We start from the raw sequence: 17,932 nt of genomic DNA, 5'->3' as shown, positions 1-17,932 counted from the left end.
ATTGCTGTGGATAAAATTTCAATTTTTTGGTTCCGGAGAGATTTAAGGTTATATGATAATACCGCATTGTATTACTCACTTCAAGAAGAGTATCCTGTACTACCCATATTTATATTCGATTCTGAAATACTAGATGACTTAAAGGATAAGTCAGATGCAAGGGTAAGTTTTATTCATGACGAACTAACGAAAATCAATCAACAACTCGAAAAGATTGGTTCTGGTGTTTTAATAAAGCACGGTACGCCTGAAGAAGTCTTTAAATCATTAATTGATCAATATGATATTGACGCTGTGTTTACCAACCGAGATTATGAACCGTACGCTCTAGCGAGAGACCAGAAAATTGACAACATATTAAGAAATCAAGGTATTGGATTTTATGATTTCAAAGACCATGTGATCTTCGAAAAAGATGAAATTCTGACGGGGGATAATCAACCATATAAGGTCTTCACTCCGTTCAAAAATAAATGGCTCGAAAAACTGGAAACGGGACATACTTATCCTTTCAAAATAAGTTTAGAAAAAGAGAGCTTTTACCAATTTAAACCAGAAATACCTAGTCTTAACGAAATCGGTTTTAAGAAATCAGATGTTCCTATTCCTGAAAAAAACTATAATGAAGATAAAATTGAGAACTATGATCAAGATCGTGATTTCCCTGCCAAGAATGGAACAAGCAGATTAGGAATTCATTTGAGATTTGGGACTGTCAGCATTAGAGAAGCCGTAAGCCATGCGCAAAAACTTAATGATACCTGGCTCAACGAATTGATCTGGAGGGATTTCTATAGCATGATCTTAGCTAATTATCCGCATGTTGTTAATAACGCATTCAAACCAAAATATGAAGCCATCCCTTGGAGAAACAGCAAAGAGGATTTTCAAAAATGGTGTGAAGGCAAAACAGGCTACCCAATTGTAGATGCTGGAATGAGGGAACTCAACAAAACTGGATATATGCACAACCGGGTTAGAATGATTACTGCCAGTTTTTTGACAAAACATTTGCTGATTGATTGGCGATGGGGAGAAGCCTATTTTGCCGAAAAGCTACTCGATTACGAACTAGCCTCTAACAATGGAGGGTGGCAGTGGGCTGCTGGAACTGGAACTGATGCTCAACCCTATTTCCGAATTTTTAATCCTTACAGCCAAACCGATAAATTCGATAATAATAAAAGCTATATTAAAAAATGGGTACCAGAATACAACACGGCCAAGTACCCAGAACCTATTGTAGATCATAAAAAGGCACGGCAAAGAGCTTTGGACACTTATAAATCTGCTTTAGACAATGTTTAACAGCTAAATATCTTTAATTTTGAATGATGAGGATATTTCTATTTGTCTTTTTAATTCAATGTAGTTTTCAAACGCACGGTCAAGCTCAAAATCAAGAAGATAGCATTAACACAAATAAAATACGAAAGATAATTTTAACTGAAAGCGCAGTTTACACTGCAGGGATGACAGGCTTAGGTTTGCTTTGGTATAAGGATACGGAAGCGCAATCGTTTCAATTTTTCAATGACAATAAGCAATGGCTTCAAATGGATAAAATTGGGCATGCTTATACCGCTTTTCATCTCACTAATATCAATTATCAGTTATTTAAAGCATCAGGAATGACACCTCAAAAAGCTATGCTTTACAGTAGTTTAAGTTCTACAGCCATGATGCTTCCCATCGAAATATTTGATGGTTTCTCTGCAGCTTATGGGGCATCTTGGGGAGATGCCCTAAGCAATACAATTGGAGCATTTCTTCCCTATCAGCAATTTCTGTTTGATCAAACATATATTTATCCTAAATTCTCATTTTCAGCAAGCCCTTACGCTCACTTGAGGCCTAATACACTAGGAAGTAACTTTATAGAACAAGTTATAAAAGATTACAATGGGCAAACTTATTGGTTGAGCACTGATTTCAATATTTTAAGTAAAAAAAATAAATTCCCCGCTTGGTTACAGTTCTCAATAGGTTACAGCGGAAATGAGATGGTTTATGGCAGTCCTATAGACAATTCAAAAAATGGCTTTGAAGCAAATAGACAATGGCTTCTAAGTTTAGATATAAATACCAGCAAAATTGAGGTGGAGCAAAGATGGTTAGAAATAATGCTCAGAATAATCAATAAGGTTAAAATTCCGTTCCCAACGATAGAATGGCAAGGAAAAAATGTAGTTTTGCATCCATTATATTTTTAAAATAGTATAAAATGAAAATTGGCGACAGAGTAAGATTAATGAAAGGCACTGAAGAAGGCATTGTGGTCAGGATGCTGGATAAATCTTTAGTAGAAGTCGAAATAGAAGATGGTTTCGCTATCCCTGTTTTACAATCTGAATTGGTAGTAGTATCTTCTGATGAAAGCACAGCATTTGACACACCAAAATACGAAAGCCAAAAGCCTTCAAAACAAAAGACTATACATGAACAACCAAACAAGCTAAAAGGCTTCCATTTGGCCATTATTCCATTAAATGACCAACTTCTTAGCATTTATTTCTTAAACCCGTCCAGTGAAGATATCCTTTTAATGGCAAATGAATTAAATGGAAAAAGCGAAGAAAAAACCATACTATCTGAGAAAATATTTGCAGAAAAGTTCAGCAAAATAACTGAACGAAACATGGATCATCTCAACACCTGGCCTTCACTATCATTTACAATTTTAATTGAAAATACTAAATGGTCAATTCCAATTCGACCAGAGAAAATCACAGTAAAAATTAAATCAAAACATTTTCAAAAGGATAAAACTGAGATTCCTCTACTGCAGAAAAAAGGTTATCTAATCCCATTGAATCAATCTTCCAAAGAAACTATAGAACCGGAAAAAATTGATCCCGAAAAGTTAAGAAATAGTTTTTTTAAAGGGGAAGAAGAAGGGACAGCGATTAAGAATACTATTAGGAACAATTCTCAGATCCCCGAAATTGATTTACATATAGAAAGCATAGATTCCAACTATGAAAAATTACCGAAAGAAGATATTCTACGAATTCAATTGGCCATGTTTGAAAAGAAACTAAATGAGGCTTTAGTAGCAGGCCTTGATGAGTTGATTTTTATTCATGGAGTTGGTAATGGAGTTTTGAGAAATCATATTCATAAGCAATTATCGCAACATGAAAACGTACAGTTTTTCAAAGATACTCATAAAGAAAAATTTGGATATGGAGCAACATTGGTAAAGATTAAATAAAATTTTATCTAAATTTTATGCAATAATTTACTAAATTTGTTATTATATGCATTTCCTTCATTAAGGAATCATAAAATATAACTAAGAAAACTTTATAATGATTGTCTTATGAATTTTAATGAATTTATGGAATCATACGCCAATGAAATAGGCGGGCAATTTCAAGAGTATGACACAAATAAATCTGTAGTCATTTATCCATTGGGTGGAAATAGATATCAAGCTGTTTTAGGTACGTTAAAAAAGAGCGACATTACGAACAAACCAAGTATTGAATTCACGTCTAAAGTTTGTGAATTTAGTACCTCCATTAACTTAGAAAACCTTATTCGAGCTAATGCAACTTTTTGTTCAGCTAGATTTGTATTGGTTGATGATTACATAAGAGTTGAAGCTGCTATACTGGAAGAAAGTGCAACAGAAGCAGTTTTAAAAGATATTATTGAAGAAGTAGCAACGGTTGCTGATGCATGGGAGCATAAATTAACAGGTCAGGACGTACATTAAATCTAAGCTCTCAACTTATTTATTTCAACTTAAAGCCTTCGTACCCTCCTAAATCCATATTTTGGTCTTATTTTTGTTTTAAGAAATTTATAAAAGATTGCAAGCTGTCCTATCGCTTCCTGTTTTTGACAGGGGGAGGAAAGTCCGGGCAACAAAGAGCACCGAACCTTGAGAAACCAAGGGGCTTAATGTAAAAGTTAAGAACAGATAGTGCCACAGAAAATAGGTAGCCTTGATGAATTTGCTTGTCAAGTTCTTCAGGGTCATAGTGAAAAGGTGGGGTAAGAGCCCACCGTATCGAACAGTAATGCTCGATTGCACGGTAAACCTTTCGGGTTGTAAGGTCACATACATTTTTGCTCCCGAAGTTTTCGAACTTCGGGATAAGGGCTGCTCGTCCGAAAATCCTATCAAGGATGGCGAAAAGGGGTAGACTGCGTTAGATAAATGATAGGAACTTGTCCTAGGACAGGAACAGAACCCGGCTTATAGGCTTGCAATTTTTTATTTTAGATTGATGATTTTCAAAAAAAATAAATATGTCAAAAATATTATTGATTGATGATGAAGCCAGTATAAGACAAACTTTAAAAGAGATACTGGAATATGAAAAATATCAAGTAGAGGAAGTTGGTAATGGTGCCGATGGTTTAAAAAAAATTGAAAGCGAACATTTCGATCTTGTACTTTGTGATATCAAAATGCCCAAAATGGATGGCATGGAACTGCTTAATGCCGTATTTGATAAAGGAATTGAGATTCCGTTTATTATGATTTCAGCCCATGGAACCATCGACAACGCAGTGGAAGCCACCAAAAAAGGTGCTTTTGACTTTATCTCCAAGCCACCAGATTTGAACCGCTTATTGGTTTCAGTAAGAAATGCCTTGGACAAATCCAGTTTAATGGCCGAGACGAAGACACTTAGAAAAAAGGTATCCAAAAAGTATGAGATGATTGGCTCATCAAAACAGTTGGAAGAGGTTAAAGATACGATTTCTAAAGTTGCACAAACCGATGCACGAGTACTGATCATTGGAGAAAACGGAACGGGAAAAGAGTTAGTAGCTCGTCAAATTCATGAGCAGAGTGAAAGAGCTAAAGCACCAATGATAGAAGTCAATTGCGCAGCTATTCCTTCCGAACTGATTGAAAGCGAACTATTCGGTCACGAAAAAGGAGCATTTACCTCTGCCATTAAGCAACGAATAGGAAAATTTGAGCAAGCTAACGGGGGTACTTTATTTCTAGATGAAATTGGTGATATGCCTTTAGCCGCTCAGGCAAAAGTATTACGTGCTTTACAAGAAAACAGAATTAACAGAGTAGGTGGTGATAAGGACATCAAAGTTGATGTGAGGATCATTGCTGCAACTAATAAAAATTTAAAGGAAGCAATTGAAAACAATGACTTCCGGGAAGATTTATTTCACAGGCTTAGTGTAATAAGAATAAATGTTCCACCATTAAAGGATAGAAAGGACGATATTCCGGAATTAGTAGAGAAGTTTTTGGGTGATATTGCTGAAGAGCAAGGCGCAAAGAAGAAGTCTATTGATAAAGATGCCTTAAATCAACTAGAAGAGTACAATTGGAGTGGAAATATTCGTGAGTTAAGAAATGTAGTAGAAAGATTGATAATCTTGGGAGCTGAGAAAATAAGTGCTCAAGATGTGAAGAAATATATTGATTAATGCTTTTTTAAAATCAAACAGTCTGTTCTTCCAGGACGGTTTCTTGGTCTGTATTCAAATCATTAAATGAATATGTTGGACAAGTTTTTTGGGCACACGCTCCAATAAATAATGCAGAAATAATAACCAATAAAAATCTTTTCATGTCGAAAGCGTTTAAATATCTTACATTCAAATATAACTGCATTAATCTAAAATTTAAAATCTATTATTAAATTAATTACATTATTAGATAAAATTTAAACTATTTCTTCTAAAATAAATCATAAATACAACTATAAAGAACCTGCCAGAACCGCTTAAAAGGGGTATTTAGATAAATTGTCTGATAGTAAAAATTATTTAACTCAGACTAAAAAAACACATATAGCATTAACTTCAATCTGTATAATTTTGCTTAATTTGACGCTTAATGTAACTCGAAATATGCTTAAGAAAGCAATACACCTTCTTTTATATCTACAATTTTCAACCCTAATCCTTCAGGCGCAACCCCCTACATTGTCTTCTGAATGGGAATGGTTTAATACTTTTGAAGACTCTTTATCTTCAAGAAATGCAGAGGAGCTACTTGAAAATAAACAAGAGGCATTGCAAGCAGCAATTGATATTGAAAGGCCTGATGTGGAAAGTAAGATTTCAAAAGAATTGGCCTTCATTCACATTAGCAAAACTAATGACTTGGAAAAGGCAATGTCATATCTCATAAGGTCCTTAGAAATTGATGAGAAGTCAGGAAACGAAGCAGGACTAATCTTCACATATATTGGGTTCTACCAACTTTTTGAAAAAATTGAGGACTATTACTACGGAAAAGAGTTTTTAGAAAAAGCTTCTACCATTTTGAGAAATTATGACCTCCCTCCTATTAGGGTATATCTCAATAAGGAATTGGGCCAAACTTACTGGCTGACTGGCGAATTAGGTAAATCAATTGAAAAATATCAAAATATTTTGACATACGCTACTGCTGAGAGAATTCCAAAACTAGAAGCTGAAACTCATACAGATTTGGCAGAAATCTATAAAAATGAGAACGAATTGGAAAGGGCATTGAATCACTATGAAAATGCACTGAAAATATTCAGAAGAATAGAATCACCACTATTAACAGCCGAATGTTTAAATGCCATCGGTAATATCTATTTGATACGAAGCAATTCAGAGAGGGCCTATGAGAATTACTTGGCTGCTCTTGAAGTTTTAAGACAACTAAATGGAGCAGAAGCTCAATTGGCTACATTGTATAATTCAGTTGCCCAGTACTATTTTAAGGAGGGTAATGCCGAAAGGGCTTTGGCTAATTTAAGGCTGGCTAATCCATTAGCTCAAAAGTCACAAAATCAGGAGCTTATTCAAGATACCTATGGACTATTAAGCAAAGCTTATAAAGAGCTGGGAGATTATCAAAAAGCATTGGAGTATAGCGAGCTTTTTAAAGCTTTAGAAGACTTTCTTCAAAAAGAAAAGGTTGATAGAAGTATTCTAAAAATGCAAAGCAGACATACGATCAATCAAAAACAAAGCTTAATTGACCAGCTAGAATTAAATAGGATTCAGAAAGACTTTGAACTGGAAAAGGAAAAAAGATTTAAAGACTTCCTAATCATAATGGTTACATTAATTGCTATTATTTTGATTTTGATCTTTACTCTTTTCATCCTGCAGAAAAAGAATAATAAAAAATTAAAAGTAGCTAATTTGCGAGTAAATGCGCAAAATGATGAATTGGAGGATCTAAATGCGACTAAAGATAAATTCTTTTCTATTATCAGTCATGATTTGAAAGGGCCTTTAAATTCTCTAACCTCCTTCTCTGGACTGTTAATGAATCACACTAGCAGCTTGAGCACAGAAGAAATTCAAATGCTAGCAAAGGACTTGGATAAATCGCTGAAAAACCTTTTTGCTTTACTGGAAAATCTTTTGCAGTGGTCTAGATCTCAGACAGGCAATATAGAGTTTACAGCTGAAGAATTTGATTTAACTGAAATGTTAAATGAGAATAAAAGACTTCTAGATAAGCAAGCTGAAAATAAAAATATTCAAATAGAAGTGAAAAACACTAAGTCGATTACCGTTCAAGCACACCCCAATTCTATAACCACCGTTATACGAAATTTACTTTCCAATGCCATTAAATTTACAGATGAAGGTGGACAAATTAAAATGGGTGTAGTTAATGAAAAACATGAATATGTGGTAAAAATTGCAGATAATGGTGTTGGTATGCCAAAAGATGTTGCTAATAAGATATTTAGAATAGACACCAAACATTCTACACAAGGAACTGCTAAAGAAAAAGGCACTGGACTTGGACTCATTTTATGTAAAGAATTCGTAGAAAAAAATGGCGGCAAGATTTGGGTAAAAAGTGAAGAAGGAAAAGGCACTATTTTCTCCTTTTCAATTCCTAAATAAGCAATTAATTCAATTGTAAGTTATATTCTCAGTCATTTGCCTGACTGGAAAAAGTATTTCTATGGTGGTTCCACCGCCACTCTCACTTTTCAGATTTAGCTCACCATTCAATCGAGTAATTACCTTCTTTGCCATGTACAAACCCATCCCTACATTAATATCACTTCTCTTTCCTTTAAAAAACACCTCAAACACTTTTTTATGTAATTCTTCCGGGATACCGATTCCGTCATCTTCAAAATAAATTTTATAGTGCGTGGAATTATACTTCTCATACGTTATTTTTAATTGAGTATCGTAGTAACTGTTGTGTTCAAATACGTTCTCCATTAGTTGATAAAACAACCGCTTCAAGAGTGCTCGATCCGAAGTGATGAATTTAGACTCACTCAATAATTCAAAATCAATTTTCGCCCTCTTAATATCTTTATTTCTCTTTAAAAAAATTGCTATCGATACTTCTTCAACCAATTCCTTAACATCAAAAGTGGTAATATTCAAATCACCATGCAGTATAAAACTGACTTCCCTAAAATCATTGAAAATATGTTCCAACTTGTGCACGCTCTTTTCAATCATGCTAAAATAACTTAGAATCTCTTTATCATTTGTTGTTAAGTTACCTAAATTCACTAATCCTAGGACATTTGCAATGGGGCCTCGCACATCATGAGAGGTTTTGTACATGAAATTAGCTAATTCGGCATTTAGATCTTTCAAATTAAGATTTGCTTCCTTCAAAGGAGTTATGTCTCTCAAAAACTGTTTGAACCCGACTATTTTGTTATTAATATCGTAGAGCAAAGAAGTGCTACTATCCATCCAGACAGGGACGTTTGAACTTGTCTTAAATTCATATTCAGCATCTAAAAACGAAAATTCATTATTTAATAAAATGCTTTTTATCTCTTTATCTTTTACTACTGAATTAGCAGATAGTAGCTGATGGATATTTACACCATTTAACTCATTCTCATCAAAGCCCAAAATAGAGTAAAACAATTTAGGAGCCTGAATAATGCTCTGCTCCAAATTTATTTCCACTAGCATGACCGAAGTAAAAGCCTCCATTTTACTTCTCAAGTTCTCACTCTCCCTGAGCTCCCATTCCGCTTCAGTCCTATTTTGAATTTCCCTTTTAATCAACTGTGACTTCTTTCTAACTGATTTCTGTAAAGAATAAATATAGACTAACGTCATGACAGCCAGCAGAAAAAAAACAGCTACTATTATAATAACAATCTCTTTATTTTCTTCCCACCATCCTTTTTTGGGTGTCAACCATTTTTGGTACAAGGCGTCATATTCTCCTGAAGCTTTCACTAATCTTAGTCCCCAATTCAAGGAATCAAGTAAAGCAGACTCTTTTTTATTCACCACAAAGCAATACTCCGCAATAAATACTGGATCACTAGAAGACTGGATATTACTAATATTCTCAGCTTCCATTTTATAATTAGTGGTCATAAATGAAGTAATGGCACAATCTGCTTCCCCTCGGACCACTGCATCGATAGCAGCAGATTCAGAGGTATAGGTTTGCAGCTGTTCTAAGTCCAAAAAACCTAATTGATTAAAGTACTCTTCCACGATAGTAACTTCCTGTATTGCCACTTTTTTCCCAGAGAGACTAAATAAATCTTCAACAGGATTTTTGTCCGAACGAGTGAAAATGGAATAGTAAACCAAGCTTATAGGACGCGAAAATAAAATACTATCTTCGCGAGCCGCAGTTTTGAAATAGGCCGAAGCATCAAGTTCGTTAGTCACTTCTAACTTATACCTTACTATTCTCCAGTCATAAGGGTAAATCGATATTTCCCAATTCAACTCTTTTGCAATTGCTTGGACTATGTCAACATTAAAACCTTCAGCTTCACCATCTTTATTTACAAACTCGTAAGGCTCATAGGTTTTATCTATTCCATAATTAATTGATTTTTCAGGGAAAGTATTATTACTTTTAGACTGCCCAAACAGACCAAGGGGGATAAATATTGATAAAAGTAAGGTTCTGGAAAGCTTCACTGAATTTAAAATTAAATTTAATACTTAGTTAATGTTAGTATAATTTATACAAAATAGCGTTAAAATACAAAAACCATTCACTTGATTATAGAATATAAATATTACAATATATATTATTAGATATTAAAACTTAATAATGGAGGAACAAGCCAATACCAACGCAAAATGGAAAGTAAAAGCCTTTAATATTATTTTTAAGGCTGACACTCCTGGTGGTAAATTATTTGATGCCATTCTATTGGTAGCTATTTTTTTTAGTGTTTTAGCAGTAATTCTGGAGAGTGTTGGATGGATTCGATTGCTTTACGGAACCTACTTTTTATGGGCTGAATGGATTTTTACTGCATTTTTCTTAATCGAATATATTATTAGAATCATAATTGTCAAAAAGCCATGGCACTATATCAAAAGCTTCTTTGGTATAGTAGATCTTCTTTCCATTTTACCTTCACTTTTGGCCTTTTTCTTTGTCGGAGCTCAATCCCTAATGATCATTAGAGGATTAAGGCTTCTACGAATATTTAGAATATTTAAATTAACTCAATATTTAGGAGAAGCATCCCAACTTTCCTCAGCTCTATTGGCCAGCAGGAAAAAAATCACTTTGTTTATTGGAACGGTATTGATTTTAGTATCCATTTTAGGTGCCATTATGTATTTAATTGAACCACCTGAAAGTGGTTTTACTAATATTCCTAAAGGCATCTATTGGTCAATAGTAACTTTGACCACTGTTGGCTACGGAGATATTGCTCCAATCACAGCGCTTGGCCAAATTGTGGCTTCTCTAATTATGATAATGGGATATGGTATAATTGCTGTTCCTACAGGCATTGTGACCTCAGAGATGAACAAAAACCGATTTAAGATGGATAATAGGAGCTGCCAAAGCTGCGGAGCAACACAACATGGGGATTTCGCGAAATTTTGTCATAATTGTGGCAAAAAATTACCCATAGCTGAATAAATCTAAGCTCATTTTTGTCAACATAATGAAGCTGATAATCGTTGTACCTACATGGATAATTCAGGAATCAAAAAAATAGAAAAATTAAGCTTCCCATGGCAAACACAAGACCCCTTTTTATTTTGTGTCCATCATGAAGATTTTTTTCCTAAAGGGAATAAAGATTTAGGACCTGCAGCCTCATTGGATGGCAGAATGATTGGTCAAGATTTCACTATCAAAGATGGATGGAGAATGTATCATGGTAGTAAAGTCCCGGGCTTTCCTGCACATCCTCATTGTGGCTTTGAAACGGTTACGGCTGTTAGAAAAGGTTTGGTAGACCACTCCGACTCTTTAGGTGCTGCTGGTAGATTTGGTGATGGTGATGTCCAATGGATGACGGCTGGGAAAGGAGTTCAGCATTCTGAAATGTTTCCTTTACTAAAAGAAAATGAGGAAAACCCGCTGGAACTTTTCCAGATATGGCTGAATCTACCTCGAGACCATAAAAAGGTAGACCCTCATTTTGCCATGCTATGGAAGGATACGATTCCTGTTTTTAAACATACTGATAAAAATGACCGGAAAACTGAGGTTGAAGTTATGGCAGGCAATATAGGAGGTAAAACAGCCCCAAAGCCAGCACCAAATTCTTGGGCTGCAAAGTCTGAAAATGAAGTGGCTATTTGGCATATAAAAATGGAGGCTGGTGCAGAATTTACTTTACCAACTTCCGAAAATAACATAAATAGGAATCTGTATTTTTTTACAGGGAAAAATTTAGCACTAAACGGGACCGATTTACCCCATTACCATGGAGCATATTTAGATGCAAGAGCTGATATAACCATAAAAAATGGTGAAGAAGAAGCCAGATTATTACTACTTCAAGGTAAACCTATTAACGAACCTGTAGTACAACATGGTCCTTTTGTTTTAAACTATCCTGCAGAGGTTAGAGAAACCATCATGGAGTTTCAAAAAACTGAATTCGGTGGGTGGCCATGGCCTACTTATGAAAATGTTCATGATAAAAATAAAGGGAGATTTGCAATTCATGCAGATGGTAGAGAAGAAATTAAAGACTGATGGAAGAAGGCTTTTTAGATAATTTATACCAAGAACATCAAACTGCATTGGGCTGTCCTTCTCCTAGCAGCATAATTGCCTTTTATGAATCATTAGTGGGTTTCCTTTTCCCAGATTATGGAAACGAAAAAATCACGACTAGAAATGAACTGAAAAACAGATTTGGGGATTTAAGAAAAGATTGGCATCTACTTTTACAGAAAAGATGTAAAAGCCTTCAAAAAAAGTATCCGGGGGATGAGGATGTTCTTTTCAAGGACTTAACAAAAATTAAATCAACTTTAGAGAATGACATTACTGCTATTTATGAAGGGGATCCGGCAGCCCAGAGTCGCTTAGAAGTGATTAAAACATACCCAGGTTTTAAAGCTATCGCTGCTTATAGAATTGCAAATAGTATTTACAATTCAGGTTATCAATTGATTGCACGAATGATTAGTGAACATGCACACAGCAGAACCGGGGTTGATATTCACCCTGCAGCAAAAATCGGATCCCATTTTTGCATAGACCATGGTACAGGAATCGTGATTGGAGAAACAACAGATATTGGTGATCATGTCAAAATTTATCAAGGGGTAACGCTTGGAGCAACAAGTGTGAAAAAGGAAAATGCAAGCCAAAAAAGACATCCAACAATTGGTAATAATGTGGTGATTTATGCAAATGCTACAATTCTTGGAGGCAAAACACATATAGGAGATCATTGTGTAATTGGTGGTAATAGTTGGATAACCAGAAGTCTGGAGTCAAATTCAAGACTTTACTATGATTCAGAAAACAAACACTTATTGAAAAGCAATCTAGAGTAGAAGGGCAAATTAAAGCTTCATTTCTAGTTTACAAATTCACTTACTACTTCATTTTAGAACCAGCCCAAATTCTGTTATTTAGATTTAGATCCTCAACAATTCCAGTGACTAATTTCAGCATGTCAAAATATTCGAAAATTACATCTTTATTAACATTTGTTCTAAAAATTCTAGGTTCAAATAAATTCTTTGTCTCATAAATTGCAACAAAAATACTATTATCCACAAAGGAAATATAGATCGGCAAGCTTCTCTTCTTACCAAACTCAGTCAGTCTCTGCATCAGCGATGTAGATAATATATACCTCGCCTCTACTTGGTCCTCTCCATATACTGCAAAATACTTTTCAAATTCTGGATCTTCTAATTTCACTAGTGGTGGTCTGCCAACGTTTAAACTCTGCAATTTCTTACCAATAAAGCCCAGTGATCTTTCTAGATAATCTGGTAAAATAAACGTCTTTGTCTTAAAATCCTTATTAAAATCAGCTTCAAAAAAAATACCATCAAAGATAGTGTGCCATTGAGTTTTGCGGTTCTTTCCTGAGCCGCTTGTAGATTTATATTCCGATTTTATTTCAGAGAAGCAAATGGGAGTTTGACCTATTGTACCTTGAACTAAATCTTCTGCTTTATACCTATCAGGTCTTTTCTTAAAAAGCTCGCTTCGTAAGTATTGAGATTTTGAAAATCCACTAGTAGGACTGTATGACAAACCATCATCAATAAAATGGATCATTTTTTTGATAACGTTATTCTTATAAACCAGTGCGAACTTTCTCCTAAACGACTGAAAAAAGAAAATGTACGGAACTATTAAAAGAATTCCACAGAACACGTATGCGATAAAAAAATTTTGATCTTCATTCTGCAAATAAATGTTCTCCATGCAGACAACAATAATTGCGTAAATAATATATCCTATCAATAAAGCAGTTAAGAATTTCCTTTTATACTTCTTTCGTTGGTCTTCTTGCTTCTCAATTTCAGGGATAAGCTTTTTTTCATAGAATTGATCAAAAGTTAATTTGCTTTGCATTCACCTAAAATTAAGCCTTGAATAAATCTTTAGCACTTATATTCTTTCTTTCGTTATCTGGTATTTCAAACCAGTCTTTCTTTTTGTAGTTCATCATAGAAGCTAAAATATTGGTCGGAATCATTTGTACTGCATTATTATAATCCGTCACCGAGCTATTGTAAGCTCGTCTAGCTGCTGAAATTTGTTCTTCGGATTCAGTCCATGCTCCCTGTAACTGTAAAAAATTAGAATTACTCTTTAGATCCGGATAATTTTCAACGGCTACCATTATACCGCCCATTTTTCCTGATATTCTATTTTCAACATCAATTTTTTCGCTATCACTTAAATTACCAGAAACAGCTTTGGTTCTCAATTCTGTAATTTCAGATAGTAAATCCTTTTCATGCTTCATAAAGGCTTTCACAGTATTGACCAAATTAGGTATTAAATCATACCTTTTCTTTAACATGGCATCAATAGTAGAAAAACTATTTTCCACTTGGTTCTTCTTGTTCACCAAGCTGTTATACATCAATATAATAATCAATAAGAGGACTCCAGCAACTATTCCAATCGCTAACATATTTTAAATAGATTAAGTAGATAAATAATTTTAAAGCACAATCTATATATATAAAGTAATAATTCCAATATTTAATGTTACTAAAATAATAAACAATTCCTTACAGTAAGTTAAACAGTTCAGCTATGATTACGTTTGAAATATCATTATTTAACATATCAGTTCAACAATTATAAAGAAATGTTTGTAGAAGATTTAGTGGGCAATACCCCAATTGTAGAATTAAAAAATATTCCAACCAATAAAAATGTTAAGATCTATTGTAAACTAGAGGGGCAAAACCCTGGTGGTAGTGTAAAAGATCGGGCTGCTTTGGGAATGATTAGTGCTGCCCTTGAGAGGGGAGAAATAAAAGCCGGAGATAAGTTAGTAGAAGCTACAAGTGGCAATACTGGAATTGCATTAGCAATGATAGCCAAAGTGAAGGGCTTGCATATGACCTTGATCATGCCCGAAAACTCTACAGCAGAAAGAATTCAAACAATGGAAGCCTATGGAGCTAAAGTAATTCTAACAAGTGCAAAAGGTACCATTGAATATTCACGAACAGTAGCCGAGGAAATGGCTGCTAGTGGTGAATATTTTATGCTTAATCAATTCGGAAATGCAGATAATTATTTACAGCATTATAAAACCACTGGGCCCGAAATTTGGAGAGATACAGCGGGAAAAATTACACATTTTGTTTCTGCGATGGGAACCACAGGTACAATTATGGGTGTATCAAGATATTTGAAGGAACAAAATCCTGAAATACAGATTGTAGGAACACAGCCGACAGACGGCTCAAGAATTCCAGGAATCAGAAGATGGTCTCCCGAATTTTTACCTAAGATATTTGAGGCTAATCGAGTGGATAGAACTATAGACGTTAGCGAAACCAACGCGACCAATATGACACAAAGAATGGCTAAAGAAGAAGGTATTTTGGCGGGAATGAGCAGTGGTGGAGCATTGTCTGCAGCATTGGAAATTGCCAATGAAATTGAATCTGGTATTATTGTTTGCATTACGTGTGATCGTGGTGATCGTTACTTGAGCTCTGGTCTATTTAAGATCTAAAGCTTACAGCCTTCACTCTCAAACCAGAAGCAGCAGCACTTAATTTTTGAAAAGTTGGTAAATTTCCTTCTAGCGCATTTGAAATATCTTGCAAGGAAATTTCCTTTCTACCCAGTCGTATTAATGCTCCCATCATTAAGCGAATTTGGTAACGCATAAAGCCTTTCCCTCTTATCTTAAAAATAAAACTTTCGTTTGGAAAGAAGCTTGCAGATAACTCTGAATTTTTCTCTATACTACACTCTTCAATTTTCCTGATAGTGTTTTTCTTTTCCGCATCTCCTGTGATAAAAAACTGGAAATCGTTTTCCCCTTCAAATAGTTTTGCTCCCCTGCTCATCATTTCAACATCTAAAGGCTCTCGAATACAATTCATAAAAGGCGATGCAAACGGATATTTTTCCTCCACAGAAGCAAAATAATAATGATAGATTTTTTCTCTCACATCCTGAATGATATTAAATTCTTTATCAACAGTTTGTATATCTACTACCTGAATATCAGCTGGAAGATTATCATCTAATGTGTGCTGAAACCTGTTAACGTCCAATTCTTCATTGGTGAATAATTCAAAATAAGCAGACTCCGCTGAAACCATTGCGTCCGTCCGCCCTGCGCCCAATATTTTAAATTTCTCACCAGCAAAAAGAAAATTTAAAGTTTTTTCTAAAGTACCCTGTAATGTTTTCAATCCTGGTTGGAACTGCCATCCATGATATCGAAAACCCAGATATTGAATCTCAATTAGATAAAAAAACTCGAAACGAACAGCCATTCGACACTATTTACAAACTTCTGAGGTTAGCTCGGTGTGGCCTCTTTCAGCCTTGCAAGTCCATGCCGTTTTAATATCCATTACTTGCCAGATGCTTCCTCCTAACTTTAACTCGATTCTATAATATTCATCGTCAATCGAATCATCTTGAAGATTTTGTTTTTCAATCATTACTACGGTATGAGTAATCAATTCATTGCCAGACATGCTTTTAGCTAAAACTTTAACTTGAGGGCTAATCATTTGTTGACCAGCTACCCTTATAGCAATTGTGATCGGACTATAAGCCCAACTTAAACGCATGGTGGTTGCTTTTTCAATAGCACTGTTTATTTCCTCAATTTCAATATCTTCACCTTTTTCAAAAACTTGTTGTTCCAATTCCCAAAGTGGATCACTATTTTTTCCTTTTTCACCATCTTGACCACACGCAAACAGGAAGCAAGAAACAATTACAATTAAAAAATTTAGTCTCATAGATTGAATTAATAAAATATCTTCAATTTTAGGAATTTCTTTTCACCTTCCAAAAGGAATTTTGCTTCCTTATATTTTGGAGCACTAAATGTATTGACAGCGTCATTGCTTGCACCATAACCTTCTGTGGGTGCTCCTACAAAATTCGTGTCCATTTTTTCATTTCCATTTTCATCATGTAAGAATACAACTGCATATTCACCAGCAGAAAGTCCGTCAATCAAGATTGTGTGCTTTTTTTGGGTGACCTTAACTTTCTTATTCACAATCGCATTCTGTTCATTTGAGGGGAAGTCCTCAGAATTATCAAATACAGATACTAGCACATGACCCTTCATATTTCTAAATTCCCCAATCTCAAGCTCAAGGGTAGAAGTCTTGGGTTGCATAAATAAAGTAAACAGAATTAATAGGTATTGATACATTATCATCTTGGTTTTATTGTAAGTAACATCTTGTCCATGTCAATGTTTACTTTACCGAAACGTTCCAATACTTCAAAACTAATGACCACGGATCGTGAGATTTCATCAGAAATAACGGTTCTCAAATTAGTTAATTGCTCTTCTCCCAGAGCTAAAGAATTTAAGTTAAAAACATGTGGCGGTTCAAAAGCTTTTTTATCATCAATGAATTTGTAGTAATTTCCTTCCTTCCATTCTTTATAACCAAGCGTTTTGGTCTGAATTAAAGTTCTAGCTATATCTTTAGATACAACGACTTCATTTGATGTTTTTTCAAGTCCTACGAATATTTTTAGCACATCATTAACCATAACGGGAATTTCCACCGAACCTGAATCACTCAACTGAATCGGAATTGATATTTCCTCACGTTTGAAGGCTTGATCCATAAACACCTCATCCATATCAGTGGGCTCTTCGGCTCTCTCAGGATAAATCATTTTAAACTCATCTATCGACCAGTCCGACCAGTACAGAATGAATTTTTTGTTCCCAAAAACAACTTTAATATCTTCCAAGTTAGGCTTGGTTGGTTTGCCGGCATTCCACCGCCCTTCGTACATCTCTTCCGATTTGGCAATCATTCCCTTCAAATCACCATAAATCCAATTTTCCAATCCACCTTCTAAATACACCAACTTATAAACATCATTGTCTTTAGCTAATGCAATGGAATAAGACCTACTGTCCCCTGACAAAGAATAAACGCCTTCGATAGCTTCTTTACCCACATTTTCCCACTTTTTCTTAAGGCTGTCCAATTCAAATTGCGCTAGGGAAAGAAAGGGAAGACAGACTATGGTCAGTATTATTATAAATATTTGCTTCATGGT

The 17,932-nt window shown here is 34.8% G+C and carries 17 protein-coding genes and 1 other RNA gene; 11 read left to right on the top strand and 7 right to left on the bottom strand.

Translation table 11 applies throughout. From position 1 onward, the window contains the following. The first annotated feature begins 6 nt into the window (after positions 1 to 6). The 7 genes from AAC601_RS11100 (at position 7) to AAC601_RS11070 (ending at position 7,836) form a co-directional block, all read left to right on the top strand. Positions 7 to 1,308 carry a deoxyribodipyrimidine photo-lyase gene (locus AAC601_RS11100; protein WP_340153302.1) on the top strand — a complete coding sequence of 434 codons (1,302 nt, stop codon included), beginning with the start codon at positions 7 to 9 and terminating at the stop codon, positions 1,306 to 1,308. Between the two features lie 23 nt (positions 1,309 to 1,331). After that, on the top strand, positions 1,332 to 2,213 hold the full coding sequence (locus AAC601_RS11095) for a DUF2279 domain-containing protein (RefSeq protein WP_340153301.1): 882 nt from the start codon (positions 1,332 to 1,334) through the stop codon (positions 2,211 to 2,213). Between the two features lie 11 nt (positions 2,214 to 2,224). Further along, positions 2,225 to 3,214, top strand: coding sequence for a Smr/MutS family protein (locus tag AAC601_RS11090; protein ID WP_340153300.1), 990 nt, complete (start codon positions 2,225 to 2,227; stop codon positions 3,212 to 3,214). A 108-nt stretch (positions 3,215 to 3,322) separates the two neighbouring features. Continuing rightward, positions 3,323 to 3,721, top strand: a complete 399-nt coding sequence (locus AAC601_RS11085) for a hypothetical protein (protein ID WP_303269914.1) — start codon at positions 3,323 to 3,325, stop codon at positions 3,719 to 3,721. A gap of 96 nt (positions 3,722 to 3,817) precedes the next feature. Beyond that, positions 3,818 to 4,226: RNase P RNA component class A (gene rnpB / locus AAC601_RS11080), an RNA gene on the top strand. A 34-nt stretch (positions 4,227 to 4,260) separates the two neighbouring features. Next, positions 4,261 to 5,415 (top strand): sigma-54 dependent transcriptional regulator, encoded by a 1,155-nt coding sequence (locus AAC601_RS11075; RefSeq protein ID WP_340153299.1) that lies wholly within the window; start codon positions 4,261 to 4,263, stop codon positions 5,413 to 5,415. 426 nt (positions 5,416 to 5,841) lie between these two features. Then, the gene (locus AAC601_RS11070) at positions 5,842 to 7,836 is read left to right on the top strand and encodes a tetratricopeptide repeat-containing sensor histidine kinase (RefSeq protein ID WP_340153298.1); all 1,995 of its coding nucleotides are present in this window, start codon (positions 5,842 to 5,844) and stop codon (positions 7,834 to 7,836) included. A gap of 9 nt (positions 7,837 to 7,845) precedes the next feature. On the opposite strand, the gene AAC601_RS11065 is transcribed toward AAC601_RS11070, so the two are convergent. Continuing rightward, the gene (locus tag AAC601_RS11065; RefSeq protein WP_340153297.1) at positions 7,846 to 9,864 is read right to left on the bottom strand and encodes a transporter substrate-binding domain-containing protein; all 2,019 of its coding nucleotides are present in this window, start codon (positions 9,862 to 9,864) and stop codon (positions 7,846 to 7,848) included. 136 nt (positions 9,865 to 10,000) lie between these two features. Between AAC601_RS11065 and AAC601_RS11060 the strand changes: the two genes are divergently transcribed. The 3 genes from AAC601_RS11060 to epsC are packed head-to-tail and all read left to right on the top strand — an operon-like array spanning position 10,001 to position 12,714. Then, positions 10,001 to 10,831: an ion transporter gene (locus AAC601_RS11060; protein WP_303269918.1), complete on the top strand. Its 831-nt coding sequence runs from the start codon at positions 10,001 to 10,003 to the stop codon at positions 10,829 to 10,831. A 51-nt stretch (positions 10,832 to 10,882) separates the two neighbouring features. Further along, positions 10,883 to 11,902, top strand: coding sequence for a pirin family protein (locus AAC601_RS11055; protein WP_303269919.1), 1,020 nt, complete (start codon positions 10,883 to 10,885; stop codon positions 11,900 to 11,902). Then, positions 11,902 to 12,714 carry a serine O-acetyltransferase EpsC gene (epsC, locus tag AAC601_RS11050; RefSeq protein WP_303269920.1) on the top strand — a complete coding sequence of 271 codons (813 nt, stop codon included), beginning with the start codon at positions 11,902 to 11,904 and terminating at the stop codon, positions 12,712 to 12,714. Before AAC601_RS11055 ends, epsC begins: the two co-directional genes overlap by 1 nt. Positions 12,715 to 12,757: 43 nt before the next feature. On the opposite strand, the gene AAC601_RS11045 is transcribed toward epsC, so the two are convergent. Further along, a complete protein-coding gene (locus tag AAC601_RS11045; protein WP_340153296.1) occupies positions 12,758 to 13,753 on the bottom strand; it encodes a DUF3137 domain-containing protein in 996 nt (331 codons plus the stop codon). A gap of 10 nt (positions 13,754 to 13,763) precedes the next feature. Beyond that, a complete protein-coding gene (locus AAC601_RS11040; RefSeq protein ID WP_340153295.1) occupies positions 13,764 to 14,321 on the bottom strand; it encodes a LemA family protein in 558 nt (185 codons plus the stop codon). A gap of 180 nt (positions 14,322 to 14,501) precedes the next feature. On the opposite strand from AAC601_RS11040, the gene cysM reads away from it, so the two are divergent. Further along, positions 14,502 to 15,383, top strand: coding sequence for a cysteine synthase CysM (cysM, locus tag AAC601_RS11035; RefSeq protein WP_340153294.1), 882 nt, complete (start codon positions 14,502 to 14,504; stop codon positions 15,381 to 15,383). Here cysM and truA read toward each other — a convergent pair. From truA to AAC601_RS11015, 4 genes are read right to left on the bottom strand one after another with little or no spacing between them, the layout of a single operon-like run. Next, a complete protein-coding gene (gene truA / locus AAC601_RS11030; RefSeq protein WP_340153293.1) occupies positions 15,373 to 16,158 on the bottom strand; it encodes a tRNA pseudouridine(38-40) synthase TruA in 786 nt (261 codons plus the stop codon). The two genes, cysM and truA, sit on opposite strands and share 11 nt — an antisense overlap. A gap of 6 nt (positions 16,159 to 16,164) precedes the next feature. Beyond that, a complete protein-coding gene (locus AAC601_RS11025; protein ID WP_340153292.1) occupies positions 16,165 to 16,635 on the bottom strand; it encodes a hypothetical protein in 471 nt (156 codons plus the stop codon). 8 nt (positions 16,636 to 16,643) lie between these two features. Further along, positions 16,644 to 17,060 carry a DUF2141 domain-containing protein gene (locus AAC601_RS11020; RefSeq protein ID WP_303269926.1) on the bottom strand — a complete coding sequence of 139 codons (417 nt, stop codon included), beginning with the start codon at positions 17,058 to 17,060 and terminating at the stop codon, positions 16,644 to 16,646. Positions 17,061 to 17,062: 2 nt separating this feature from the next. Then, positions 17,063 to 17,929, bottom strand: coding sequence for a hypothetical protein (locus tag AAC601_RS11015; protein WP_340153291.1), 867 nt, complete (start codon positions 17,927 to 17,929; stop codon positions 17,063 to 17,065). Positions 17,930 to 17,932: the final 3 nt, after the last annotated feature.

The organism is uncultured Marivirga sp. (assembly GCF_963974845.1).
Classification (GTDB): Bacteria; Bacteroidota; Bacteroidia; order Cytophagales; family Cyclobacteriaceae; genus Marivirga; species Marivirga harenae.
Note: the sequence above shows the minus strand (reverse complement) of the source record. Positions and strands in the feature narration are given on the sequence as shown.

Coding starts and splice junctions, on each gene's coding strand:
- AAC601_RS11095 (WP_340153301.1), top strand. CDS start 1,332: ATGATGAGGATATTTCTATTTGTCTTTTTAATTCAATGTAGTTTTCAA.
- AAC601_RS11090 (WP_340153300.1), top strand. CDS start 2,225: ATGAAAATTGGCGACAGAGTAAGATTAATGAAAGGCACTGAAGAAGGC.
- AAC601_RS11085 (WP_303269914.1), top strand. CDS start 3,323: ATGAATTTTAATGAATTTATGGAATCATACGCCAATGAAATAGGCGGG.
- AAC601_RS11075 (WP_340153299.1), top strand. CDS start 4,261: ATGTCAAAAATATTATTGATTGATGATGAAGCCAGTATAAGACAAACT.
- AAC601_RS11070 (WP_340153298.1), top strand. CDS start 5,842: ATGCTTAAGAAAGCAATACACCTTCTTTTATATCTACAATTTTCAACC.
- AAC601_RS11060 (WP_303269918.1), top strand. CDS start 10,001: ATGGAGGAACAAGCCAATACCAACGCAAAATGGAAAGTAAAAGCCTTT.
- AAC601_RS11055 (WP_303269919.1), top strand. CDS start 10,883: ATGGATAATTCAGGAATCAAAAAAATAGAAAAATTAAGCTTCCCATGG.
- epsC (WP_303269920.1), top strand. CDS start 11,902: ATGGAAGAAGGCTTTTTAGATAATTTATACCAAGAACATCAAACTGCA.
- AAC601_RS11045 (WP_340153296.1), bottom strand. CDS start 13,753: ATGCAAAGCAAATTAACTTTTGATCAATTCTATGAAAAAAAGCTTATC.
- AAC601_RS11040 (WP_340153295.1), bottom strand. CDS start 14,321: ATGTTAGCGATTGGAATAGTTGCTGGAGTCCTCTTATTGATTATTATA.
- cysM (WP_340153294.1), top strand. CDS start 14,502: ATGTTTGTAGAAGATTTAGTGGGCAATACCCCAATTGTAGAATTAAAA.
- truA (WP_340153293.1), bottom strand. CDS start 16,158: ATGGCTGTTCGTTTCGAGTTTTTTTATCTAATTGAGATTCAATATCTG.
- AAC601_RS11025 (WP_340153292.1), bottom strand. CDS start 16,635: ATGAGACTAAATTTTTTAATTGTAATTGTTTCTTGCTTCCTGTTTGCG.
- AAC601_RS11020 (WP_303269926.1), bottom strand. CDS start 17,060: ATGTATCAATACCTATTAATTCTGTTTACTTTATTTATGCAACCCAAG.
- AAC601_RS11015 (WP_340153291.1), bottom strand. CDS start 17,929: ATGAAGCAAATATTTATAATAATACTGACCATAGTCTGTCTTCCCTTT.